This window comes from Achromobacter denitrificans NBRC 15125 (assembly GCF_001571365.1).
In the GTDB taxonomy this organism is placed as follows: domain Bacteria; phylum Pseudomonadota; class Gammaproteobacteria; order Burkholderiales; family Burkholderiaceae_B; genus Achromobacter; species Achromobacter denitrificans.
The window spans coordinates 122,864-146,489 of record NZ_BCTQ01000001.1; the positions used below are offsets into that span (position 1 = coordinate 122,864).

At 67.5% G+C, this 23,626-nt stretch carries 20 protein-coding genes; 11 read left to right on the forward strand and 9 right to left on the reverse strand.

All coding sequences use genetic code 11. From position 1 onward, the window contains the following. Window positions 1-26 precede the first annotated feature (26 nt). Entirely contained in the window at window positions 27-626 is a 600-nt protein-coding gene (locus ADE01S_RS00585; RefSeq protein WP_062679521.1) for an energy-coupling factor transporter transmembrane component T family protein, read from the reverse strand. Beyond that, window positions 623-1,300, reverse strand: coding sequence for an energy-coupling factor ABC transporter ATP-binding protein (locus tag ADE01S_RS00590; protein ID WP_062679522.1), 678 nt, complete (start codon window positions 1,298-1,300; stop codon window positions 623-625). Before ADE01S_RS00590 ends, ADE01S_RS00585 begins: the two co-directional genes overlap by 4 nt. 52 nt (window positions 1,301-1,352) lie before the next feature. Here ADE01S_RS00590 and msrB point away from each other — a divergent pair, with 52 nt between their 5' ends. The 4 genes from msrB to ADE01S_RS00610 are packed head-to-tail and all read left to right on the forward strand — an operon-like array spanning window position 1,353 to window position 3,457. After that, window positions 1,353-1,751 (forward strand): peptide-methionine (R)-S-oxide reductase MsrB, encoded by a 399-nt coding sequence (gene msrB / locus ADE01S_RS00595; RefSeq protein WP_062679523.1) that lies wholly within the window; start codon window positions 1,353-1,355, stop codon window positions 1,749-1,751. After that, the gene (locus ADE01S_RS00600) at window positions 1,752-2,333 is read left to right on the forward strand and encodes a septation protein A (RefSeq protein ID WP_062679524.1); all 582 of its coding nucleotides are present in this window, start codon (window positions 1,752-1,754) and stop codon (window positions 2,331-2,333) included. It abuts the gene before it with no gap. A gap of 60 nt (window positions 2,334-2,393) precedes the next feature. Then, the gene (locus ADE01S_RS31035) at window positions 2,394-2,663 is read left to right on the forward strand and encodes a BolA family protein (protein ID WP_075873222.1); all 270 of its coding nucleotides are present in this window, start codon (window positions 2,394-2,396) and stop codon (window positions 2,661-2,663) included. A gap of 17 nt (window positions 2,664-2,680) precedes the next feature. Continuing rightward, window positions 2,681-3,457 carry a peptidylprolyl isomerase gene (locus ADE01S_RS00610; protein WP_062679526.1) on the forward strand — a complete coding sequence of 259 codons (777 nt, stop codon included), beginning with the start codon at window positions 2,681-2,683 and terminating at the stop codon, window positions 3,455-3,457. A 59-nt stretch (window positions 3,458-3,516) separates the two neighbouring features. On the opposite strand, the gene ligA is transcribed toward ADE01S_RS00610, so the two are convergent. The 3 genes from ligA to smc form a co-directional block, all read right to left on the reverse strand. Next, the gene (ligA, locus tag ADE01S_RS00615; RefSeq protein WP_062679527.1) at window positions 3,517-5,622 is read right to left on the reverse strand and encodes an NAD-dependent DNA ligase LigA; all 2,106 of its coding nucleotides are present in this window, start codon (window positions 5,620-5,622) and stop codon (window positions 3,517-3,519) included. Between the two features lie 137 nt (window positions 5,623-5,759). Next, a complete protein-coding gene (locus ADE01S_RS00620) occupies window positions 5,760-6,842 on the reverse strand; it encodes a cell division protein ZipA C-terminal FtsZ-binding domain-containing protein (protein WP_062679528.1) in 1,083 nt (360 codons plus the stop codon). 46 nt (window positions 6,843-6,888) lie between these two features. Next, window positions 6,889-10,422, reverse strand: coding sequence for a chromosome segregation protein SMC (gene smc, locus ADE01S_RS00625; RefSeq protein WP_062679529.1), 3,534 nt, complete (start codon window positions 10,420-10,422; stop codon window positions 6,889-6,891). A 264-nt stretch (window positions 10,423-10,686) separates the two neighbouring features. On the opposite strand from smc, the gene lplT reads away from it, so the two are divergent. Next, the gene (gene lplT / locus ADE01S_RS00630) at window positions 10,687-12,000 is read left to right on the forward strand and encodes a lysophospholipid transporter LplT (RefSeq protein WP_062679530.1); all 1,314 of its coding nucleotides are present in this window, start codon (window positions 10,687-10,689) and stop codon (window positions 11,998-12,000) included. A gap of 63 nt (window positions 12,001-12,063) precedes the next feature. Here lplT and ADE01S_RS00635 read toward each other — a convergent pair whose 3' ends face one another. Together ADE01S_RS00635 and tsaB are read right to left on the reverse strand one after the other, a co-directional pair. Further along, entirely contained in the window at window positions 12,064-13,020 is a 957-nt protein-coding gene (locus ADE01S_RS00635) for a uracil-DNA glycosylase (protein WP_062679531.1), read from the reverse strand. Then, a complete protein-coding gene (gene tsaB, locus ADE01S_RS00640) occupies window positions 13,017-14,273 on the reverse strand; it encodes a tRNA (adenosine(37)-N6)-threonylcarbamoyltransferase complex dimerization subunit type 1 TsaB (protein WP_062679532.1) in 1,257 nt (418 codons plus the stop codon). The genes ADE01S_RS00635 and tsaB overlap by 4 nt, the downstream gene beginning before the upstream one ends. A gap of 131 nt (window positions 14,274-14,404) precedes the next feature. Here tsaB and risA point away from each other — a divergent pair, with 131 nt between their 5' ends. The 4 genes from risA to ADE01S_RS00660 all read left to right on the forward strand — a co-directional run bounded on the left by risA (window position 14,405) and on the right by ADE01S_RS00660 (window position 17,766). Beyond that, entirely contained in the window at window positions 14,405-15,139 is a 735-nt protein-coding gene (gene risA / locus ADE01S_RS00645) for a response regulator transcription factor RisA (RefSeq protein WP_003813882.1), read from the forward strand. A gap of 34 nt (window positions 15,140-15,173) precedes the next feature. Then, on the forward strand, window positions 15,174-16,568 hold the full coding sequence (gene risS / locus ADE01S_RS00650; protein WP_043543387.1) for a sensor histidine kinase RisS: 1,395 nt from the start codon (window positions 15,174-15,176) through the stop codon (window positions 16,566-16,568). 55 nt (window positions 16,569-16,623) lie between these two features. Then, on the forward strand, window positions 16,624-17,172 hold the full coding sequence (locus tag ADE01S_RS00655) for a peroxiredoxin (RefSeq protein ID WP_006389231.1): 549 nt from the start codon (window positions 16,624-16,626) through the stop codon (window positions 17,170-17,172). Window positions 17,173-17,247: 75 nt separating this feature from the next. After that, window positions 17,248-17,766, forward strand: a complete 519-nt coding sequence (locus ADE01S_RS00660) for a carboxymuconolactone decarboxylase family protein (protein ID WP_042796792.1) — start codon at window positions 17,248-17,250, stop codon at window positions 17,764-17,766. Window positions 17,767-17,871: 105 nt separating this feature from the next. On the opposite strand, the gene ispF is transcribed toward ADE01S_RS00660, so the two are convergent. Next, window positions 17,872-18,357: a 2-C-methyl-D-erythritol 2,4-cyclodiphosphate synthase gene (gene ispF / locus ADE01S_RS00665; protein WP_062679533.1), complete on the reverse strand. Its 486-nt coding sequence runs from the start codon at window positions 18,355-18,357 to the stop codon at window positions 17,872-17,874. Then, window positions 18,354-19,037 (reverse strand): 2-C-methyl-D-erythritol 4-phosphate cytidylyltransferase, encoded by a 684-nt coding sequence (gene ispD / locus ADE01S_RS00670; protein WP_062679534.1) that lies wholly within the window; start codon window positions 19,035-19,037, stop codon window positions 18,354-18,356. Before ispD ends, ispF begins: the two co-directional genes overlap by 4 nt. Before the next feature lie 29 nt (window positions 19,038-19,066). Between ispD and mfd the strand changes: the two genes are divergently transcribed. Then, window positions 19,067-22,549: a transcription-repair coupling factor gene (mfd, locus tag ADE01S_RS00675; RefSeq protein ID WP_165695646.1), complete on the forward strand. Its 3,483-nt coding sequence runs from the start codon at window positions 19,067-19,069 to the stop codon at window positions 22,547-22,549. Between the two features lie 23 nt (window positions 22,550-22,572). After that, the gene (serB, locus tag ADE01S_RS00680) at window positions 22,573-23,430 is read left to right on the forward strand and encodes a phosphoserine phosphatase SerB (protein WP_062679535.1); all 858 of its coding nucleotides are present in this window, start codon (window positions 22,573-22,575) and stop codon (window positions 23,428-23,430) included. Window positions 23,431-23,626 lie beyond the last annotated feature (196 nt).

Here is a 23,626-nt window from a genome sequence, read left to right on the forward strand (position 1 = left end):
GTTTTCCCCTTGCAGGTGGATGACGATCAGAAGGTGCTGCGCGCGTCGATGGCTTCGGCGACTTCCTGGGCCCTTTTCAGGGTAAGGACGATCAAGGGCACGATCAGCGCGACCGGGTGGGCGCCCAGCCCTCGCGCGGCCTGCGCCTCGCGGATTTCCTGGAAATTGCGCCATATCTCGGGCACAAAGCGCAAGGCCAGCGCCAGGGCCAGCGCCACCTTGCCGGCGTCGACCAACCCGATGCGCTGAAGCGGCATCAGCGCTTTTTCGCAGACGGCGATCAGGTCGGACGTGCGGGTAGCCAGGGTGACGGCCAGCGCCAGGCCCACCAGCGCCCCCACGCGCAACAGCACGGCCAACGCCTCCATCGCGCCCTGGAACCATGCGGTGAAACCGCCCACGGCCAGCAGCACCCAGGCCAGCCCCTTGAGCTGCCGCCAGACCGCGGCCCCGGACACGCCCGTGGACCAGACCAGGACGATGGCAACCAGGAAGGCCGGCGCCAGCCAGCGCGGGTCGCGCAGCAGGAAGAGCCCGGCGCCCGCCGCCACCAGCGCCGACAGTTTCAGCCAGGCCGGCAGGCGATGCAGCGGCGTGCCGCCCGGCACATAGAGCGGCTCCATCATGCGCAGTGCTCCCGGTACCAGCGCAGGGCGGCGGCCGGGGTGTCGTCCGCCGCGATATTGCCGTCGCGCACGACCAGCACGCGGTCGAAATCCTCCAGCAGTTCCAGGTCGTGGCTGACGACGATGGCGTCGTGGGGCAGCGCGCCGATGGCGTCGCGCACGCGATTGCGGTTGCGCAGATCCAGCTGGGTGGTGGGTTCGTCGAATACGATCAGGGCCGGCTCCATCACCAACACTGCGGCCAGCGCCACCAGTTGGCGTTCGCCGCCTGACAAGGTGTGGCTGCTGCGGTCGGCCAGATGCCCTACCCCCAGGCTGTCGAGCTGAGCCTCGATGCGGGCCTCGCGCTGCCGACGGTCCGGCGCCAGGTGTTTCAGGCCGAAGGCGAGGTCTTCCCGCACGATGGGAAAGACGATCTGGTTTTCGGGGTTCTGGAAGACGAATCCCACCTGGCGGCGCACCGCCTTCAGGTCTTGCCGGGTGTCCAGGCCGCCCACCCGCACGCTGCCCGACGAGGGCAGCACCAGGCCGTTGACCAGGCGCGCCAGCGTGCTCTTGCCGGCGCCGTTGGGGCCGACCACGCCCACCCGGCGTTCGGCCAGGGCAAGGCTCACCCCGCGCAGCACTTCCGCCTGGGGCGTGGATACAACCGCCTGGTCAAACTCGATTAACATGGGGCGGGATTATGCCCGAACCATTTCGGGCATCGGGACTCCAAGAGCTCATATGGACAAAGTACGCAAATCCGACGCCGAATGGCGGGCCCAGCTTTCCCCCGAAGAATACGTCGTCACCCGCGAAAAGGGTACCGAACGCGCATTCACCGGGCGTTACTGGAATACGTTTTCACACGGCATCTACCGCTGCGTGGGCTGTGGCACGGCGCTGTTCGCGTCGGACACCAAGTTCGACGCCGGCTGTGGCTGGCCCAGCTATTTCCAGCCGCTGGACCCGGAAAAGGTCCGCGAGGAACGGGATACCACCCACGGCATGGTCCGCACCGAGGTGCTGTGCAACGTCTGCGACTCGCACCTGGGCCACGTCTTCCCCGACGGCCCCGAGCCCACCGGCCTGCGCTATTGCATCAATTCCCTGTCGATGACGTTTGAACCCATAGAAGACTGAATGAAGAAGTTCCTGTTCGACCTGTTTCCGCTGTTCCTTTTCTTCATCGCCTATCGGTACACGGACATTTTCATCGCGACGGGCGTCGCCATGGCCGCGGCCGTCGCGCAGATCGTCTGGCTCAAGGCCACCGGCCGCGCCACCGAGGCCATGCACTGGATCAACCTCACGGTCATCCTGGTCTTCGGCGGCGCCACGATCTGGCTGCACAGCGACGTCTTCATCAAATGGAAGCCCACGGTGCTGTACTGGCTGTTCGGCGGCGCCCTGGTCTTCGCCCGCCTGCTGTTCGGCCGCAACCTGATCCGCCGCCTGATGGAAAAGCAGATCCAGCTGCCCGACTCGGCCTGGGAACGGCTGAACCTGGTGTGGGCCGCGTTCTTCCTGGTCGCCGGCGCGCTCAATCTCTACGTGGCGTTCTCCGGCCATTTCACCGAATCGCAATGGGTCAGCTTCAAGGCCTTCGGCCTGATGGGCCTGATGGTGGTCTTCGTGATCGGGCAGTCCATCTGGCTGGGCAAGCACATCCAGGCCGAGGAACAGACGCCTTCCGGCCCCGACACGCCGGCCGGCAAGCCCTGATCCGCCCCGCCCTGCTCCCCTCCGGCGCCCGCGCGCCGGACCTTTCCCCCTTCTTCCGCCATGTCAGATACCCCCGACCGCATCTCCCTGATCCGGGAACGGCTCGCCGCCCTGGAACCCATCAGCCTGGATATCCAGGACGACTCCCATTTGCACGCTGGCCACGAAGGCAGTAAAAACGGCGCCGGCCACTATCGCGTGATCATCGTTGCGTCTTGCTTCGCGGGGCTCTCCCCCGTCGCGCGACATCGGCTGGTGTATCATCATTTGCAAGATTTGATCCCTTATCCGATTCATGCGCTTGCGCTTGATGCCCAGGCTCCCAAATAGAAAGTAAAAGGATATTCATGAAACGCATCGTCATGCTGGCTGCGGCCTGCGTCATCGCCGTGCCGGCCTTCGCCCAGAACGTGGCCACCGTCAACGGCAAGGCCATTTCGCAGAAGAGCCTGGATCAATTCGTCAAGCTGTTGGTCAGCCAGGGCGCGACCGATTCGCCGCAATTGCGCGAACAGGTCAAGCAGGAAATGATCAACCGCCAGATCTTCGTGCAAGCCGCCGAATCCAGCGGCATCGCCAAGCAGGCCGACGTCCAGACCGAGATCGAACTGGCTCGCCAGGGCATCCTGGTCCGCGCCCTGATGGCCGACTACCTGGCCAAGCACCCGGTGTCGGACGCCAAGGTCACGGCTGAATACGAGAAGATCAAGAAGGAACAGGCCGGCAAGATGGAATACAAGGTCCGTCACATCCTCGTCGAAGACGAGAAGACGGCCAACGACCTGCTGGCCCAGATCAAGAGCAACAAGAGCAAGTTCAACGACCTGGCCAAGAAGAACTCGAAGGACCCCGGCAGCGCCGAAAAGGGTGGCGACCTGGGTTGGGCTCCCCCGACCAACTACGTCCAGCCGTTCGCGCAAGCCGTGACCCAGCTGAAGAAGGGCGAACTGGTCGACAAGCCGGTCCAGACCCAGTTCGGCTGGCACATCATCATGGTCGACGACACCCGTCCGGTGGAATTCCCGCCGCTCGACCAAGTCCGCACCCAGCTGGAAGAAATGCTGCGCCAGCAAACCCTGGCCGACTACCAGAAGGAACTGCGCGAAAAGGCCAAGATCCAGTAAACCTGGCCGCCCAAACGAAAACTGCCCGCGATGCGGGCAGTTTTTTTTTGCGGGCGGGCTCAGCCGCCCATGCCGAGCAAGTCCTTCAGCCCGTCTTCATCCAGCACCGCCACGCCCAGTTCCTGGGCCTTGGTGAGCTTGCTGCCGGAATCCTCGCCGGCCACCAGGTAGGCCGTCTTCTTGGACACCGAGCCGCTGACCTTGCCGCCGGCGGCCTGGATGTGCATCGATGCTTCTTCGCGCGTCCAATTGGGCAGCGTGCCCGTCAGCACGAAGGTTTTGCCGGCCAGGGTAGTGCCTTGCGGCGCGGCTTCGGGCACCGGATCCACGCCCTGCGCCTTCAGTTGGCCGATCACGTCGCGGTTGTGCTGTTCGGCGAAGAAATGGCGGATCGAAGCCGCCACCACCGGGCCCACGTCGGGCACGGCGGACAGGGCCTCCTCGTCGGCGTCCATGATCGCGTCGATGCTGCCGAAGTGCCGCGCCACGTCGCGCGCCGTGGTTTCGCCCACGTGGCGGATGCCCAGGGCGAACAGCAGGCGGGCCAGCCCGGGCGTGCGCGCCTTCTCGATGGCGGCTACCAGGTTGTCGGCGGACTTCTGGCCCATGCGGTCCAGCCCCACCAGTTCGAGCGGACGCAGGCTGTACAGGTCGGCCAACGTCTTGACGCGGCCGCTGTCGACCAGCTGGTCCACCAGTTTCTCGCCCAGCCCTTCGATGTCCAGCGCCTTGCGGCTGGCGGCGTGCCAGAGCGTCTGCTTGCGCTGGGCGCCGCAGAACAGGCCGCCGGTGCAGCGCGCGATGGTTTCGTCTTCGAGGCGTTCGATGGCGGAGCCGCAAACCGGACAGGCGGTGGGCATGACGAATTCGCGGGCGTCGTCCGGCCGCTTTTCCAGCACGGGCGCCAGCACTTCGGGAATCACGTCGCCCGCTCGGCGCACGATGACCGTGTCGCCGATGCGCACGTCCTTGCGACGGATTTCGTCTTCATTGTGCAGCGTGGCGTTGGTGACGGTGACCCCCCCCACGAATACCGGCTTGAGCCGGGCGACGGGGGTGATGGCGCCGGTGCGGCCGACCTGCACCTCGATGTCCAGCAGCGTGGTGGTGGCTTCCTCGGCGGCGAACTTGTGCGCCAGCGCGAAGCGCGGCGCGCGCGCCACGAAGCCCAGCACTTTCTGGGCCGGCAGCGAATCCACTTTGTAGACCACGCCGTCGATGTCGTAGGGCAATTCGGCGCGCATCGCGCCGACCTTGGCGTAGAAGGCCATCAGGCCTTCGGCCCCGCTGGCGCGGTGATTGTGCTTGACGTTGACGGGCAGGCCCAGGGAGGCAAGCCACTCCAGCATGGCGCCGTGGGACTTCTCGGGCAGTTGCGACGCTTCGGCCGCGCCCGCGGAGGCCTCGGCGAACAGGCCGCCCTGCGAGCCCGGCAGGCCCTGCACCTCGCCCCAGCCGTAGGCGAAAAAGCGCAACGGCCGCTTGGCGGTGATGCGCGGGTCCAGCTGGCGCAGGCTGCCCGCGGCCGCGTTGCGCGGATTGACGAACACTTTTTCGTCGCGCTTGGCCTGGGCCTGGTTCAGTTTCTCGAAGTCGGCGCGATTCATCAGCACCTCGCCGCGCACTTCCAGCACCTTGGGGAAAGCGCCCTTGAGCTGAAGCGGGATCGCCTTGATGGTGCGGATATTGGAGGTGACGTCTTCGCCCGTCTGGCCGTCGCCGCGGGTGGCGGCCTGCACCAGGCGGCCGTCCTCGTAGCGCAGGCTGATGGCCAGCCCGTCCAGCTTGAGTTCGCAGAAGTAGTCCGCCTGCTGCGCCGGGCCCAACAGCCCCGCTCCGCGCAGCGTGTCGGTCACGCGGCGGTCGAACGCCACCACGTCTTCCTCGTCGAAGGCGTTGCCCAGCGACAGCATGGGCACCGCGTGGCGCACGGCGCCGAACGCGGACACCGGCGCCGCGCCCACGCGCTGCGTGGGCGATTCGGGCGTGACCAGCTCGGGGTGCTCGGCCTCCAGGGCCTGCAGCTCCCGCATCAGTCCGTCGTACTCGGCATCCGAGATGGAGGGCTCGTCGTAGACGTAATAGCGGACATTGTGCTGTTCGATTTCAGCGCGCAGGCGCGCCGCGGCCTGCGCCGCGTTTTCACCGTCGGAAGAGCCTTTCATATCAGTTATCCATAACACCGCGGACCGCCCGCAGCTCGCGACTCAAGCAGGACGCTTGGAGTGAGCGCGGGGCCGGGGCGGAACCGAGCCGCTGCGCCCCTGGCAAGCAGGCGCGCAGCGCTCCAGGGGGAACCCCATCAAGCAAATACCCGTTGGGCGCGTTCGCTGCCGGCAGGCAGGCCCGCCTGCTCAAGTTGTCCGAACAGCACCTGCAGCCGTTCATCGATGACCGTTTCGGAGCCATCGGCCAGCGGCTTGCCCTGGTCGTCGACCAGTTCCGCGCGCAGGCGGGCGGCCAGGTCGCGGCCGACGTCGACCATGCGGCCGAACGCCCGGGTATCGGCGGGGCTGCACGGCACGTCGAGCAGCAGGTACAGGCGTTCGATTCCGCCCATGCCGGCGTCGAACGCCGCGCCGTCCGCGCGCGCCAGGGTGAAGCGCGCCACGCCGTTTTCCGCCGGCCAGGCCAGGCGGTTGCCGTCGGGGACGAAGCCGGTATCGCGCGCCACGGCAAGCACCTCGGCGGCGGGCTGGGCGGCGCCCAGCAACAAGGTCAGGCCCACCTGGGTATCCAGGGCGGCGCAGGTGTCGTCCAGGCGGGCGCCCTGCTCCAGGACGGCTTGCTGGTCCGGACCCTCGATGGTGGCGTCGAAGCGCTCGGCCATGTCCTGGGCGCGGGCCCAGGCCTGCGACCACTCGATGGCGGTCAGCGGGCCGCTGCGGTTCGCCAGCAGCACGGCCAGCTGCATCGACGCGTAGGACTCGCCCGCATGGATGTGCGCGCGGTGGCGGCGCTGGTCGGTTTCGGCGAACACGCGCATGGGCTTGCGGCCCACCTGCCGCAGGCTTTGCATGTAGGGCAGCAGCTCGGCGCCGCGCACCGGGTCGGCGAAGTTGATCTCGATGACCACTTCGCAGGCGGGATCCGGTTCGGCCGCGTCGTCGGCGTCGGTGCCCGGATCGACCGGGGCCGGCTGGCCGGATTGCGCGCGCGGCGCCTCGCCGCCCATGCCGGGTTCGCGGCGGGGGCCCGGAGCGCCCCCGGCGCTGGCGCCCGCGGCGCCGGCCGCTCCCGCGCCCAACAGCGGATCCTGTTCGGAGGTGGGGAAATGGCTCTGCATCTTGCGCCGGACGCGCCGGTCCTGCCACCAGTTGAATCCCAGTACCAGCAGTATCAGCAGGACGCCAAGGGCAATCAGCCCGATCTGCAAATCACTCATGTATCAATCCCGCGCCGAAACGCCCGGCGCCCTTCTGAATATTGGTTTATGCCGCTTCGGAGGCCATCATCTGCACGGCCGAATCTATATCTACCGCAACGATACGCGAAACCCCTTGCTCTTGCATGGTTACACCGATCAGTTGCTTGGCCATCTGCATCGCGATCTTGTTGTGCGAGATGAACAGGAACTGGGTCTGCTCGCTCATGTTGGCAACCAGATTGGCGTAGCGTTCGGTGTTGGCGTCGTCCAGCGGCGCGTCCACCTCGTCCAGCAGGCAGAACGGGGCCGGGTTGAGCTTGAACAGCGCGAACACCAGCGCGGTGGCGGTCAGCGCCTTTTCACCGCCCGACAGCAGGTGGATGGTGCTGTTGCGCTTGCCCGGGGGCTGGGCCATGACCTGCACGCCGGCATCGAGGATTTCCTCGCCGGTCATGCTCAGCCGGGCCTCGCCGCCGCCGAACAGCTTGGGGAACAGCTCGCCGAAGTGGCCGTTCACGACGTTGAAGGTTTCCTGGAGCAGCTCGCGCGTTTCGCGGTCGATCTTGCGGATGGCGTCTTCGAGCGTCTCGATGGCGGTCATCAGGTCCTGGTGCTGCGAATCCAGGAAGCCCTTGCGCTCGCGCGAGGTGTTCAGTTCGTCCAGCGCGGCCAGGTTGACCGAGCCCAGGGATTCGATCTGGCGCGAAATGCGGCCCACTTCCGACTGCAGCCAGCTGGCGCGGCGCCATTCGTCGGACTGGTTGGCCAGCTCCTGGGCCAAGGCCTCGCGGTCGACCTCGCGCGCGTTCAGCTGCTCGGTGAATTGTTCTTCGGCCAGGCGGGCGGCCTGCTCCTGCAGTTGCAGTTCCATGATGCGGGCGCGGCGCGGCTCCAGCGTCTGTTCCTGCTGCAGGCGGTCTTCGTCGGCGCCGCGCAGCAGGGCCGCGAGGTTTTCGAGTTCCTGGCGCGCGCGCGACAGCGCCTCTTCGCGCTCGGCGCGCACTTCCAGGGCGTCCTGCAGGCCGGCCTGGGAGGCCGATGCGTCGAGTTCGGCCAGGTCTCCCTGCAACTGCTCCAGCTCGACGCCGGCGCGTTGGCTCTGGTCGGCGGCCAATTGCTGGTTGCGCTGCAGGTCGGTGATCCGGACCTGGATGCTGCGCTCGGCGAATTCGGCTTCCTGGGCGGCGCGCTCCAGCTCGCGCAGCCCGGCGCGGGCCGCCTCGGCCTGGGCGGCCAGGGTTTCGCCGTCGATCTCGGCGTCGGCGAAGCGGGATTGGTGCTCGGCCAGCTCTTCGTCCAGGGTTTCGAAGCGCGCCTCGGCCTCTTCGCGGGTGGCGCGCAGGTCTTCTTCCTGGACCTTGATTTCTTCCAGGTCCTGGCGCAGGCGCGACGCGCGCTCGCCCGACTGCTCGGCCTGCTGCTGCAGGCGGGAGTGTTCCAGCTGGATGTCGTGGACCCGGCGGGTGACCTCGGCGACGCGCTGGCGCGCCGGCGCGATGGCCTGGGACACCTGCTGCCAGGCAGCCTCGGCGCGGGCCACGGCGGCGCGCGCCTGGTCGGCGATCAGCTGCTGCGCCTTGATCTCGCGCTGCAGGTTCTCGATTTCCTGCTGGCGGGCCAGGAGGCCGGCCTGCTCGGAATCCGGGGCGTAGAAGCGCACGCTGTGCGCGTCCACCAGGTGCCCGGCCTTGACCACGCAGGCGCTGCCGGCAGGCAGGCTGGCGCGCATGGACAGGGCCTGGGTCAGGTCGGCGGCCGTGTAGACGCCGCCCAGCCATTCGTTGAGCAGCGTGCGCAGGTCGGGATCGGTGATGCGCAGCAGGCTGGCCAGCGGCGTCAGCCCGGCCGGCGCGGCCGGCGCCGGCGCGGCGACCGGCAATTGATAGAACGCGAGGCGGGCCGGCGGGGCATCGTCGGCGAAGGCCCGGGCCCAATCCAGGCTGCGCACTTCCAGGGACGCCATGCGTTCGCGCAAGGCGGCTTCCAGGGCGGTTTCCCAGCCGGGTTCGACGTGCAGCTTCTGCCACAGGCGGGCAAGGCCGGCCAGTTCGTGCTTGGCGAGCCAAGGCTCCAGCGCCCCCTGCTTCTGCACGTCTTCCTGCAGCTTCACCAGCGCGGACAGGCGCGCTTCCAGGCGCGCCAGGTTCTGCGCGTCAGTCTGGGCGGCGGCCTGGGCGCGGCTGCGCTCGGCATCCGCCTCGGGGACGCGGCCTTCCAGCGCGGCCAGTTCTTCCTGGGCTTCCTCAAGCTGGTCTTCGCCGGCGACCCGGTCTCCGGCCAGTTGCTCCAGGCGAACCGGATCGGGGCTGTGCAATTCGCGCAATTCCTGCTGCAGGCGCTCGCGGCGCTGCTCCAGGACCTGCATCTGGCGATCGGCGTCGCGCTGCGACTGGGCGACCAGGGCCAGGTTCTGTTCGACGCGGGCCAGCGCGGCGCGCATCTCGTCGCGCCCGGAGGCGGCCTCGCGCACGCGCTGCTCCACGGCCGGCAAGACGGCCTGGGCGTCTTCGGCCTTGGCGCGCGCCTCTTCGGTGCGGGCGGCGCCGGTGGCCAGGTCATCCTCGGCCTGGGCGATCTGTTCGGTGCAATGTTCGCGCTGGGCGGTCCATTCGGCGATCTGCTGTTGCAGCTGCTCGCGACGGGCCTGCAGGCGGTTGCGCGAATCCACCACGTGCCGGATCTCGGCTTCCAGCCGGCTGACCTGGGCGTTGGCTTCGTACAGGGCGCCCTGGGCCGAGTGGACGGCGTCGCTGGCGGCGTAGTGGGCCTGGCGCCGGGATTCCAGCGCCGCCTCGCCCGCCCGCAAGCCGGCGATGGCGGCTTCCAGCTCGTTCTGGGCCTGCGCCATTTCCTGTGCCTTCTTGGCGCGCTCCTCGCGCGCCCCGGTTTCCTTCAGGAACCACAGCGCATGCTGCTTCTTTTCGCCATCGGCCTGCAGCTCGCGGTAGCGCGTGGCCACTTCGGCCTGCGCCTCCAGCTTTTCCAGCTGGCTGGTCAGTTCGCGCAGGATGTCTTCGACGCGGGTCAGGTTCTCGCGCGTGTCGGACAGGCGGTTTTCGGTCTCGCGACGCCGTTCCTTGTAGCGCGACACCCCCGCCGCTTCCTCCAGGAACACCCGCAGTTCTTCCGGGCGCGCCTCGATCAGGCGGTTGATCATCCCCTGCCCGATGATGGCGTAGCCCCGGGCGCCCAGGCCCGTGCCCAGGAAGATGTCGTGGATGTCGCGGCGGCGGACCTGCTGGTTGTTGACGAAGTAGCTGCTGGTGCCGTCGCGGGTCAGCACGCGGCGCACCGCGATTTCCGCGTAGGTGCTCCACTGGCCCGCGGCGCGCCCCTCGCTGTTGTCGAACACCATTTCCACGGAGGCCCGGGCGGCGGGCTTGCGGTTGCCGGAGCCGTTGAAAATGACGTCCTGCATGGACTCGCCGCGCAGTTCCGAGGCCTTGGCCTCGCCCAGCACCCAGCGCACGGCGTCGATGATGTTCGACTTGCCGCAGCCGTTCGGACCCACCACGCCCACCAGCTGGCTGGGCACGGGAATCACGGTGGGATCGACGAAGGACTTGAAGCCGGCGAGTTTGAGCTGAGTAAGACGCACAGTACGATGACGACGGGGTGGGTTGAACGAAAGGCGTTAACGGACCTGCCGCGCAGATTGCAAACCGGCCCCTGGAGGGCCGGCTCTCATATGCCTCGTATGATACCGCAGGCGCTCCGTCGCCGAAGTCAGCAATGGTCAACCCGCGGGCAAACGCTCACTGGCCGCGGTTTAGGCTCCGGCTATACTCCCTGACACTTTTTGGCACGACACATAAATTTTCACGCGGACTGGCCGGACTCAGGCCGAAGAACGGGGACATTCTTGAAACGTGGTTTCTATCTGGTCATGGCCGCGCAGGCCTTCTCGTCATTGGCGGACAATGCGCTGTTCATCGCAGCCATCGCCTTGATACAGGAGCTGCACGGCCCCGACTGGTTGGCCCCGATGATGAAGTGGTCCTTCGCGCTGGCATACGTCGTCCTGGCCGCCTTCGTCGGGGCGCTGGCGGACTCCTTCCCCAAGGGGCGCGTCATGTTCTCGACCAACGCGCTGAAGGTGGGCGGCTGCATGCTGATGTTCTCTTATGCGAATATCGGCGTCCCTCCCCAATATCAGACCTACCTGGTCTGTATGGCCTACGGCATCGTGGGCATCGGCGCGGCGGCCTACTCGCCCGCCAAATACGGCATCGTGACCGAAATGCTGCCCCCTTCCATGCTGGTCAAGGGCAATAGCTGGATCGAGGGCCTGACGGTCTTCTCCATCATCCTGGGCACGGTGCTGGGCGGCCTGCTCATCTCTTCCTCCGTGTCCGCCGCCCTGCTCAGCCACTCCTTCATCGGCAGCCTGGTCCATACGCCGGCCGAGGCCGCGATCCTGGTCATCGCGTTCGTCTACCTGCTGGCGGCGCTGTGCAACCTGATGATCCCGCACACCCACGTGCGCTACCCGCCGCAGCAGAAGAACCCGATCCGCCTGGTCCGGACGTTCTGGGGCTATGTCTGCGTGCTCTGGAAAGACAAGCTGGGCCAGATCTCGCTGGCCGTCACGACCCTGTTCTGGGGCGCGGGCGCCACGCTGCAGCTGATCGTCATCGAATGGGGCCGCAGCCACCTCGGATACCAGCTGGACAAGGCCTCGATGCTGATGGGCGTGGCCGCGCTGGGCACGGTGGTCGGCTCCATCCTGGCAGGCCGCATCCCGCTGCGCCGCGCGCTCGCCGTCCTGCCCGTCGGCGCCGCCATGGGCCTGGTCGTGCTGCTGATGCCGCTGGTCTACTCGCCCTGGAGCGTCTACCTGCTGCTGCTCATCACGGGCGGCCTGGCCGGCTTTTTCGTGGTCCCGATGAACGCGCTGCTGCAGCATCGCGGCCACGTCCTGCTGTCGGCCGGCCACTCCATCGCCGTGCAGAACTTCAACGAGCAGCTCAACATCCTGCTGATGGTGGCGATGTACACGCTGCTGCTGTGGCTGCAGCTGCCGATCAATATCATCATCGTGATCTTCGGCACCGTGGTCGCCGTGCTGATGGTGGTCTTCATGCGCTGGAGCAAGCGCAACCTGCAGGCCAACCCGGAACTCCACGACCAGATCGGCCAGGAGGGCCACGGCCGCGCGCTGGACTCGTCGCACTAAGCGCTTGATGTTCCAAGAAAAAACCGGGCTGAGGCCCGGTTTTTTTTCGGCGGCTGGCGGCGCTCAGTCCATGCGGGCCGCGAGCTTCAGGTCCTGCCAGGCGCGCGCCTTCTCGCCGGGGCTGCGCAGCAGATAGGCCGGGTGATAGCTGACCACGACCGGAATCTGCCGGCCTTCGTCGGTCTTCAAGTGGTGGATGCGCCCCCGCAGGCTGCCGATCGTGGCGTCCGTGCCCAGCAGCGTCTGCGCGGCGAAGCGGCCCAGCACCAGGATCCGCTCCGGCTTGAGCAGCGCGATCTGCCGCATCAGGTAAGGACTGCAGGCCGCGATCTCTTCCGGTTTGGGGTTGCGGTTGCCGGGCGGGCGGCACTTGATGACATTGGTGATGAAGACGTCGCGCTCGCGGCTCATCGACACCGCCGACAGCATGGCGTCCAGCAGCTGGCCGGAGCGGCCCACGAAAGGCTGCCCCTGCCTGTCCTCTTGTTCGCCGGGCGCCTCGCCCACCACCAGCCAGCGCGTCGGCTGGCCGCCGTGGCCGAATACCGCGTTGCGGCGCCCCTTGCACAGGCCGCAGGCCGCGCAGGCCACGACCTGCTCGCGCATTTCATCCAGGCTGGAATTCCTGATGGCCTCGGCCACCGGGATCGGCGCGGCCTCCGGCGCCTCCGCTTCCACCTTGGGAGCGGGACGCGGCGGCGGGCCATTGCGGTTCAGGATGGAGGCGGGAATGCCCTGGCGCGCGGCCGCGGGTTCGGCCGCGGCGGCGGGTGCCGCGGGCGCAACCGCGACCGCGACTGCGGGCGCGGCCGTTTCCGGCACGGCGGCGGGGGCCTGGACAACCGGCGCCTGAACCGGCAAAACCGGTTTGGAAACAAGGGCTTGGGGCTCCGCGGCCGGACGGCTCGCGGCCGGCGCCGGGCGCAGCCACAGCCGCTCCATGCCGATCTCGCGCAGCCAGATGCGCTGAAGCGGATTGACCCGTGGGGCACCCTGGGGAATGGAAACCGGGGCCGTCATGCCGCCGCTCCGTTTGCCGTATCGAAGCGCTTCTGCATGACGAGGGCGTCTTCCCGACCGCCCTTCTCGGCCGGATAGTAGCCTCGGCGCACGCCGATCTGCAGATAGCCGTGACGCTGATAGAAACTGATGGCCGACGCGTTGGACGGGCGCACTTCCAGCAGCACGCCCTCCAGGCCGCGCTCGCGCGCCTGCTGCTCGCACCAGTCGAGCAGAATGCCGCCCAGGCCCTGGCGGTGCAGCTTCCGGGCCACGGCGATCACGAGCAGGTGGGCCACGTCCGGCGCGTACATCACGATGCAGAATCCCGCCAGCTTGCCCTCGCGCCGCAGCACCCAGGCGCCATAGCCCGCCGCCAGGGCGTCGGCGAAATTGCCGTGGGTCCAGGGAAAGGACTGCACGTGCGCTTCCAGCGCCACCACCTCGTCCAGGTCCGCGTCCGTCATCGGCTGCGGAACCCAGGGGGCCAGCGACGGCTGGGCCTTGGGATTGCCGCCCTCGCCGCGCATGCGCTCGGCGGTCGTGAAAGCGACCTTGTCTCGCACGTAGAGCGGCGCGGCCAGTTCGGGCGCCAGGGCTTCGCCGCGCAGCCAGCCCTGCCGCGCCAGGCGAGCCACGCTGGCGGCTTCGGGCCGCTGCGCGCCCTCGGCGCGGCGCCACCCCGCGGGCGGGGTCATGTCGGCCGCGTAGGCGTCCCAGGCGTCGCCGGCCAGCACCGCGTCCAGCGGCCGGCCCGCTCGGGCGGACCAGCCGGGCAGATGATGGGCGGTCCAGGGCACGACCTCGGCCGCCGCGATCAGCAGCGGCGCCTGCAGCGCCTCCCAGACGATCTCACCATCCGAAACACCCGCCTGTCGGTAGACCGCCAGATAGACTTCGTTCATGCGGGCGTCCAGCGCCACCACGATCGCGTCCGCGGATGTCGCTTCCACCTGGGCGGCGACCGCCTGATGAGAGACAATAGGCAATACCGGAATACCCAGCCCCAGGCCCATCCCCTGGGCTACGCCGCAAGCCACGCGCAGCCCCGTGAAACCGCCGGGCCCCTGGCCGAAAGCCACCGCATGCAGGGCGGCCGGCGTCAGCCCCGAGGCCGCCAGCAGCTCATTGGCCATCGGCAGGAGGCGTTCCGCATGCTCCTGGGAGCCCTCATGTTCCCTGACGCTGACCTCCAGGCGGCCGCCGGCCGCGCGCAAGAGAGCCACGCCGCAACGGGACGAAGAAGTTTCCAAGGCCAGCAGGTTTAGTTCCATAGATGCAGATTGTACGAAATACCGCGGCTCCGCCCCCGGTTGTAAGGGGGATTTCAACGATGGATCGCAATGTGTAATATCTTGTGAACGCCCACTAGCCGCTGGTTCTTGTCACTGTTACATTTCCGGCCATGAATACGCAAAACACCACCCCCACCCGAAAAATCCTCGTCGTCGACGATGATCCGCGCTTGCGCGATCTGCTGCGCCGGTATCTGTCCGAGCAGGGATTCAACGTTTTCGTCGCCGAAGACGCCAAAGAGATGGGCAAACTCTGGCAACGCGAGCATTTCGACCTGCTCGTGCTGGATCTGATGCTGCCCGGCGAGGATGGCCTGTCCATCTGTCGCCGGCTGCGCGGTGGCCACGACAATACCCCCATCATCATGCTGACGGCCAAGGCGGAAGAGATCGACCGCATCGTCGGCCTGGAGATGGGCGCGGACGACTACCTGTCCAAGCCGTTCAACCCCCGCGAACTGCTGGCGCGGATCAACGCGATCCTGCGCCGCCGCGGCACCGAGGAACACCCCGGCGCCCCCAGCCAGGAGAACGAATCCATCGCCTTCGGCCCGTACGTGCTGAACCTGTCCACCCGCACGCTCACGCGCAACGGCGAACAGGTGCCCATCACCACGGGCGAATTCTCGGTGCTCAAGGTGTTCGCACGCCACCCGAAGATCCCGCTGTCGCGCGACAAGCTCATGGAGCTGGCCCGCGGCCGCGAGTACGAGGCCTTCGATCGCAGCCTCGACGTGCAGATCTCGCGCCTGCGCAAGCTGATCGAACCGAATCCGTCCAAGCCCGTATTCATCCAGACCGTCTGGGGCCTGGGATACGTGTTCGTGCCGGACGGTGGTAGTTGATCGGCTTGCCCGCCCCGGGCAGGAGCGCAGCTTCGTGCCCCGCTTGCGCAGAACCTTCAGGAACCTGACATCACGATTGCGGCTCGGCTTGTTCGGCCGCACGTTCCTGTTGCTCGCCGCGCTGATGCTCGTCAGCCTGGGCGCGTGGCTACAAGTCTTCTTCAGCATGGAACTGGGCCCGCGCGCCAATCAAATGGCGCAGCGGGTGATCACGGCCGTCAATATCACGCGCACCGCGCTGATCTACTCCCATAACGACGAGCGCAGCAAGCTCCTGCTGGACCTGGCCACCAACGAAGGCATCCAGGTCTATCCGCGCGAAGTCACCGACTTCGCCGAAGCCCTCCCCGACGACGACTACTGGCAGCGCGTCGCCCAGCACATCCGCACGCGCTTCGGCCCGGAAACGCAGATAGCCTGGGGGGTGAACCAGGTGCCCGGCTTCTGGGTCAGCTTCCAGATAGAAAAAGACCTCTACTGGCTGGTGTTCGAACGGGAACAGATCGGGCTGACTGGCGGGATCGAGTGGCTAGGCTGGGGCGCTACCGCGCTATTGCTCTCCTTGGTGGGGGCCGCGGTCAGCGTGGGCTTCGTCAACCGGCCGCTCTCGCGGCTGGCGCGGGCCGCCCAGGTCCTGTCGCGCGGCGAAACGCCGGCCGCCCTGCCCGAGCAGGGGCCGCTGGAGATCCGCGACCTGAACGCGTCCTTCAACCGCATGGCCAAGGATCTCAGGCAGGCCGAGGCCGACCGGGAACTGATGCTGGCGGGGATTTCGCACGACCTGCGCACGCCGCTGGCGCGCATGCGGCTGGAAATCGAACTGAGCGGCGTCTCCGAAGACGCCCGCCAGGCCATCGACGAAGACCTGGGCCAGATCGACCACAGCATCGGCCAATTGATGGAGTACGCGCGTCCGGCCGGCACGCTGCCGCAGCTGGCCACCGACATTTCCGCCGTGCTGGCCGAACTCTACGAGCGCGAGCGCAGCCATACCGCCTCGCTGGGCGGGGAACTGGAGGCGTCGCTGGAGCCGGGCCTGCGCGCCCGCATCACGGCGCTCGATCTCAAGCGCATCGTCAGCAACCTGATCGAGAACGCCCGCCGCTACGGCCGGTCCAGCGACGGCATGGCCCATCTGGTCATGACACTGCAAGCTGACGGCGCCATGATTGCCATCGAGGTCTCCGACCGCGGCCCCGGCATCGCCCCCGAAGACGTCGACCGCCTGCTTCGCCCCTTCTCCCGAGGCGAAGCCGCGCGCACCGGCGTCAGCGGCGCGGGGCTGGGCCTGGCCATCGTCGAACGCCTGCTCAAGCACGTGGGCGGCTCCTTGCGCATGCTTCCCCGAGAGGGTGGCGGCCTGACCGCAAGGATAGAGTTGCCCAAAGCGAAGTTTAGGAATTATCAATTAGACAACGACAATCCATAGCGTAGAATTAAGGTTTGAGGCACAGCCTTAATTCCACCAACAACTGGGAGTAAACATGAAAACTGTTGGCGACAAACTCGAACCCTTCAAGGTCACCGGCGTCAAGCCCGGCTTCAACCAGCACGAAGAAAATGGCGTGTCGGCGTTTGAAGACATCACCGAAAGCTCGTTCCCCGGCAAGTGGAAGGTGATCTACTTCTACCCGAAAGACTTCACGTTTGTTTGCCCGACCGAAATCGTCGGCTTCAACAAGCTGGCCAAGGATTTCGAAGACCGCGACGCGGTCCTGCTGGGCGGTTCCAGCGACAACGAATTCGTCAAGCTGGCCTGGCGCCGTGAGCACCCGGACCTGAACAAGCTGGGTCACTACCAATTCGGCGACACCACCGGCGCCCTGATCGATCAGCTGGGCGTGCGTGAAAAGGGTGCTGGCGTTGCCCTGCGCGCCACGTTCATCGTCGACCCGGACAACACGATCCAGCACGTTTCGGTGAACAACCTGAACGTCGGCCGTAATCCGGAAGAAGTTCTGCGTCTGCTCGACGGCCTGCAAACCGACGAGCTGTGCCCGTGCAACCGTACGGTTGGCGGCGCCACGCTGTAATTTCCAGCCCGGCCAGGGACCTGCCCAGCAGGTCCCGCGCTGGGCTTTAACTGCTCTAGATTATAGGTAAAAACTATGGAATTTCTTACGACCATTAAGGAACAGCTACCGGATTGGGCCAAGGACATCCGCCTGAATCTGGACGCCGTGATCGCCCGCTCGACGCTGGCCCCCGAAGACGCCGTCGGCGCCGCCCTGTCGGCCGCCTACGCGGCGCGCAGCCCGGTGCTGGTGGAAGCCTTCAAGAGCGGCTTGTCGGAAGGCGACGCCAACGCCGCGCTGACCGCCTCGGCCCTCATGGGCATGAACAACACCTGGTACCCCTACGTGGAAATGACCGGTGACGCCCAGCTGAAAAGCCTGCCCGCGCAACTGCGCATGAACGCCTACGCCACCCATGGCGGCGTGGAAAAGAAGCGCTTCGAACTGTTCGCGCTGGTGGCGTCCATCATCGGCAAATGCCATTTCTGCGTGGCTTCGCACTACGAGAACCTGAAGAACGACGGACTCTCGACCGAGCAGTTGCGCGACGCCGGCCGCATCGCCGCGGTCGTCAACGCCGCCGCCCTGGCGCTGGCCGCCCAAGGCAAGTAAGCACCGCCTGCTCGATGCAAAAAAGGGCCCCACCGGGCCCTTTTGCTTTTCTTGCCGCCTTTGCGGCAATCGAATCCGGGATCAAAGCCGGGCTCAGACCCGAACTCAGACCCGGGCGAGCAGCGCCACGACCGTCGCCGCTATGCCTTCCTTCCTGCCGAGGTAGCCCAGGCCTTCATTTGTCTTGGCCTTGATGTTGACCTCGGTCTCGGCAAGCCCGGTGTCCTGGGCGATGTTTTTCACCATGGCCGGCGCGTGCGGGCCGATCTTGGGGGCCTGCGCGTGCAGGGTGGCGTCGATATTGACCGGCGCCCAGCCTGCCTTGCGCACCCGGGCCATCGCTTCGCGCAGCAGCACGCGGCTGTCGGCGCCCTTGAACGCCGGATCGGTATCCGGGAAATGGCGGCCGATGTCGCCCAGGCCGGCCGCGCCCAGCAACGCGTCGGTGATCGCGTGCAACAGCACGTCGGCGTCGGAATGGCCCAGCAGGCCGTGCGTGTGGGGGATCGTGACGCCGCCGATGATCAGCGGACGGCCCTCGACCAGGGCGTGCACGTCGAAGCCCTGCCCGACGCGAAAGGGAATGCTCATAGCCATTTTTCCATCAGTTCGAAATCATCCGGCCAGGTCACCTTGAAGTTGCGCATGGCGCCGGGCACCAGCAGCGGCGCATAGCCGGCGGCCTCGATGGCGGACGCTTCGTCGGTGACGGCCGCGCCGCTCACCGAGGCCGCCGTCAGGGCATCGCGCAGCACGCCGGCCCGGAACATCTGCGGGGTCTGCGCCAACCACAGGCCGTTGCGGTCCAGCGTGCGCTCCACGCGTTCATGCCCGCCCTTCACCGTATCGGCCACCGGCACGGCGAGCAGGCCGCCCACGGGATCCGCCAGGCAGGCGTCGATGAGGCGGCCCAGCGCCTCGGCCGGCAGGCCGGGACGGGCCGCGTCATGCACCAGCACCCAGGTATCGTCGGCCGCGCCGCTGTCGGCCAGCGCGCCGGCCACCGTATCGGCCCGGGTCGCGCCGCCGCAGGCGCGCCACACCGTGCGCGGCAGGCCGGCCAGCGCCGCATCCACCCAGCCGTCGCCCGGCGTCACGGCCACGCGGACTTGGGAAATCCGTTCGTCGGCCAGCAGCGCGCCGACCGCGAGGCGCAGCATGGGTTGCCCGGACAAGGGGCGGTATTGCTTGGGGACGGTCTCGTGCCCGGGCCGGCTGGCGCGGGCGCCGACGCCCGCGGCGGGCACGATTGCAATGATGGAAGCAGACATGGTGCGGTGATTTTATAATCTTCCGCTTGATGCCTGCTGCCAGCCTGATGCCCGCCCCCTCTCTCCCCGCCACCGCCGCGCCCCCCGTCCCCGCCACGGCCCCGACCCTGTCCGCGCTCAAGCCCGGCTCGCGCTACGCGCAACCCCGGCCTCCCGGCTCGGGCGACGCCTGGCTGCTGGCCGACCTGGCGCGCCAGGCGTCGGCGCCCGTGGTCATTCTTACGGCCGAGCCGGTCGAGGCCCAGCGCCTGGCGGAAGAGATCCAGCTGTTCGCCCCCGGCCTGCGCGTGCGCCAGCTCCCGGATTGGGAAACCCTGCCCTACGACGCGTTCTCGCCGCACCAGGACCTGATTTCGGAGCGCCTGCACACGCTGCATTCGCTGATGACGAAATCGGTGGACGTGCTGACGGTGCCCATCACGACCGCGCTGTACCGGCTGGCCCCGCCCTCGTTCCTGGCGGCCTACACCTTTTCCTTCAAGCAGAAGGACAAGCTGAACGAAGCGGCGCTGCGCGCCCAGCTCACGCTGGCCAACTACAACCACGTCACCCAGGTGACGGCGCCCGGCGAATTCTGCCTGCGCGGCGGGCTGATAGACCTGTTCCCCATGGGATCGGTCGTGCCCTACCGCCTGGACCTGTTCGACGACGAAATCGAAACCATCCGCAGCTTCGACGTGGACACGCAGCGCAGCCTGTATCCGGTGCGCGAGGTGCAGTTGCTGCCCGGCCGCGAATTCCCGATGGACGAGGATTCGCGCACCCGCTTCCGCGCCCGCTTCCGCGAAGTGTTCGAAGGCGACCCGTCGCGCGCGCTGCCCTACAAGGACATCGGCAACGGCATCCCGTTCGCGGGCGTCGAGTACTACCTGCCGCTCTTCTTCGAAGAAACGGCGACCCTGTTCGACTACCTGACGGACGGCACGGTCACCGTCACCGTCGGCGACATCGACGACGCCATCCAGCGCTTCAACCAGGACACCGCCAGCCGCTACGGCTTTCTCAAGAGCGATCGCGAACGCCCGGTCCTGCCGCCCTCGGCTTTGTTCCTCGACAGCGAGGCGCTCTATTCCCGCCTGAAGGGCTTCCGCCGCCTGTCCCTGGGCGCGGGCGACCCGCATCCCGATTTCCGCGCCGCCCCCGACGTCAGCGTGGCGCGGCGCTCCGAGGATCCCATCGCCAAGCTGCGCGCCCTGGTCCAGACGAGCCAGACGCGGGTGCTGCTGTGCGCGGATTCCGCGGGCCGGCGCGAAACGCTGGTGCAGATGCTGAACGAATTCGGCGTGACGCCGGACGCGCAGCCCGACGCCATCGAGGCCTTCCTGGCCTCTGACGCCCATTTCGGCATCGTCGCCGCCCCGCTGTCCACCGGCTTCCAGCTGCCCCAGGCCAACCTGGTCTTCCTGACCGAGAACGACCTGTACCCGGGTCTCGCAGCCACCGGCCGGCGCGGTAAACGCGACCAGGAGCGCGCCAGCAACGTCGAGGCCATGGTGCGCGACCTGTCCGAGCTGCGCGAGGGCGACCCAGTCGTCCATGCGCAGCACGGCATCGGCCGCTATCACGGCCTGGTCAATATGGACATGGGCGAAGGCAGGATGGAATTCCTCCACCTCGAATACGCCAACGGCAGCACCCTGTACGTGCCGGTTTCGCAGCTGCACGTGATCGCCCGCTACAGCGGCGCCGATCCGGAGGCCGCTCCGCTGCACCAGCTGGGTTCGGGCCAATGGGACAAGGCGCGCCGCAAGGCGGCCAAGCAGGTGCGCGACACCGCGGCCGAGCTGCTGGCGCTGTACGCCCAGCGCGCCGCGCGCGAGGGGTATGCCTTCAACCTGCCGCTGAACGACTACCAGGCCTTCGCCGAAGGCTTCGGCTTCGAGGAAACCGTCGACCAGGCCGCCGCCATCGAAGCCGTCATCGCCGACATGACCTCCGGCCGCCCCATGGATCGACTGGTCTGCGGCGACGTGGGTTTCGGCAAGACGGAAGTCGCCCTGCGCGCCGCCTTCCTGGCCGTGGCCAACGGCAAGCAGGTGGCCCTGCTCTGCCCCACCACCCTGCTGGCCGAGCAGCATGCGCAGACCTTCTCCGACCGCTTCGCCGACTGGCCGGTGCGCGTCGTGGAACTGTCGCGCTTCCGTTCGGCCAAGGAAGTATCCGCCGCCATCGAGGGCATCAACGACGGCCGGGTCGACATCGTCATCGGCACCCACAAGATCCTGTCCAAGGACGTCAAGTTCAAGCGGCTGGGCCTGGTCATCATCGACGAAGAGCACCGCTTCGGCGTGCGCCAGAAAGAGGCGCTGAAGGCGCTGCGCGCCGAGGTCGACGTGCTGACGCTGACCGCCACGCCGATTCCCCGCACGCTCGGCATGTCGCTGGAAGGCATCCGCGACTTCTCCGTCATCGCCACCGCGCCGCAGAAGCGGCTGGCGATCAAGACCTTCGTGCGGCGCGAGGACGGCAGCACGCTGCGCGAGGCGCTGCTGCGCGAGCTCAAGCGCGGCGGCCAGTGCTATTTCCTGCACAACGAGGTCGAGACCATCCACAATCGCCGCGCCCGGCTCGAAGAGCTGGTGCCCGAGGCCCGCATCGCCGTGGCCCACGGCCAGATGCCGGAACGCGAGCTGGAACAGGTGATGAAGGGCTTCTACCAGCAGCGCTACAACGTGCTGCTGTGCACCACCATCATCGAAACCGGCATCGACGTGCCCAGCGCCAACACCATCGTGATCCACCGCGCCGACCGCTTCGGGCTGGCCCAGCTCCACCAGCTGCGCGGCCGCGTCGGACGCTCGCACCACCAGGCCTACGCCTACCTGCTGACCCCGGGCGAAGACGCGATCACCAACAACGCCAAGAAGCGCCTCGAAGCCATCCAGGCGATGGAGGAACTGGGTTCCGGTTTCTACCTCGCCATGCACGACCTCGAAATCCGGGGCACCGGCGAGGTGCTGGGGGACTCGCAGTCGGGCAATATCCAGGAAGTGGGCTTCTCGATGTACAACGAGATGCTCAACGAGGCCGTGCGGGCGCTGCGCGCCGGCGAGGAACCCGATCTCGACGCGCCCTTCAACCTGGCCTGCGAAGTCAACCTGCACGCGCCGGCGCTGCTGCCGTCGGATTACTGCGCCGACGTGCACGCGCGCCTGGGCATCTACAAGCGCCTGGCGCATGCCGCCGACGAGGACGACCTCATCCACATCCAGGAAGAGCTGATCGACCGTTTCGGCAAGCTGCCCGAAGCCGCGCAGACGCTGCTCGCCACCCATCGCCTGCGCCTGGCCGCGCAGCCGCTGGGCATCGTCAAGATCGACGCCAGCGAAACCCAGGCCTTGCTGCAATTCGGTCCCAAGACCACCGTGGACCCGGCCAGGATCATCGAACTCGTCCAGCGCCAGCGCCACATCAAACTGGCGGGACAGGATAAATTGCGGGTCGAGATCAAGGCCCCGCAGGTGCCGGCCCGCGCCGACGCCGTGCGCGCAGTGCTGCGCGCCTTGAAGTAACCCTACCCATCATTCGGCTTCCTATGACTACCCATCACCTTGTCGTCCAATCCCCCGCCCTGAGCGTCGAACACGCGGAGCAACTGGCGGCCCTGGCCCAGGCGCAGGGCGTCGCGCGCATCAGCGCCACCGCCGCCCGGCTGCTCGACGTGCAGCACGACGACCAGACCCGCGCCGACGTCGTGGGCTGGGCCGAACGGCATGGCGTCGACACCGCCTTCCTGCCGGCGGGCCTGAAGCTCTCGGCCTGCAAGGTACTGGCCATGGACATGGACTCCACGCTGATCAACATCGAGTGCATCGACGAGATCGCGGGCGTGGCGGGGCTGAAGGACAAGGTGTCCGAAATCACCGAGGCCGCGATGCGCGGTGAAATCAAGGACTTCTCCGAAAGCCTGCGCCGCCGGGTCGCCCTGCTCGAAGGCGTGCCAGCCAGCGCGCTGGAACAGGTGTACGAGGAAAAACTGCGCCTGAACCCGGGCGCCGAGCGCCTGGTCTCCACGGCCCAGGCCGCGGGCATCAAGGTGCTGCTGGTGTCCGGCGGCTTCACCTTCTTCACGGAGCGCCTGCGCGAGCGCCTGAAGCTGGACAGCGCCCATGCCAACACCCTGGAGATCGCCAACGGCGTGCTGACCGGCAAGGTGGTCGGCGACATCCTGGACGCCGACGCCAAGGCCGCGCACCTGCAGGCATTCGCCCGCCAGCACGGCGCGGCCACGGAACAGATCATCGCCATGGGCGACGGCGCCAACGACCTGAAGATGCTGGCCGCGGCGGGATTCCCCGTGGCCTATCACGCCAAGCCGCTGGTGCGCCAGCAGACCCGCTACGCGCTCAACGTGTCCGGACTGGACGGCGTGCTCAACTGGTTCGAAGACTGAGCGCCTGCGAACCGCGGACAGACCTGGCCCGAAAGCCGAGCGGTTGGGAACCGCGGACTGACTTGGTCCGAAAGCCGAGCGGGAGGGACCGGCGCAGCCCGTCCCGGGAGAGGCGTTGCGCGGGCGATGGGTTGCGCGCGTTGAGCGTCGGCGTATTTGCGGCAGTCAGGGCGCGCTGCACCCATCCTACGTTATT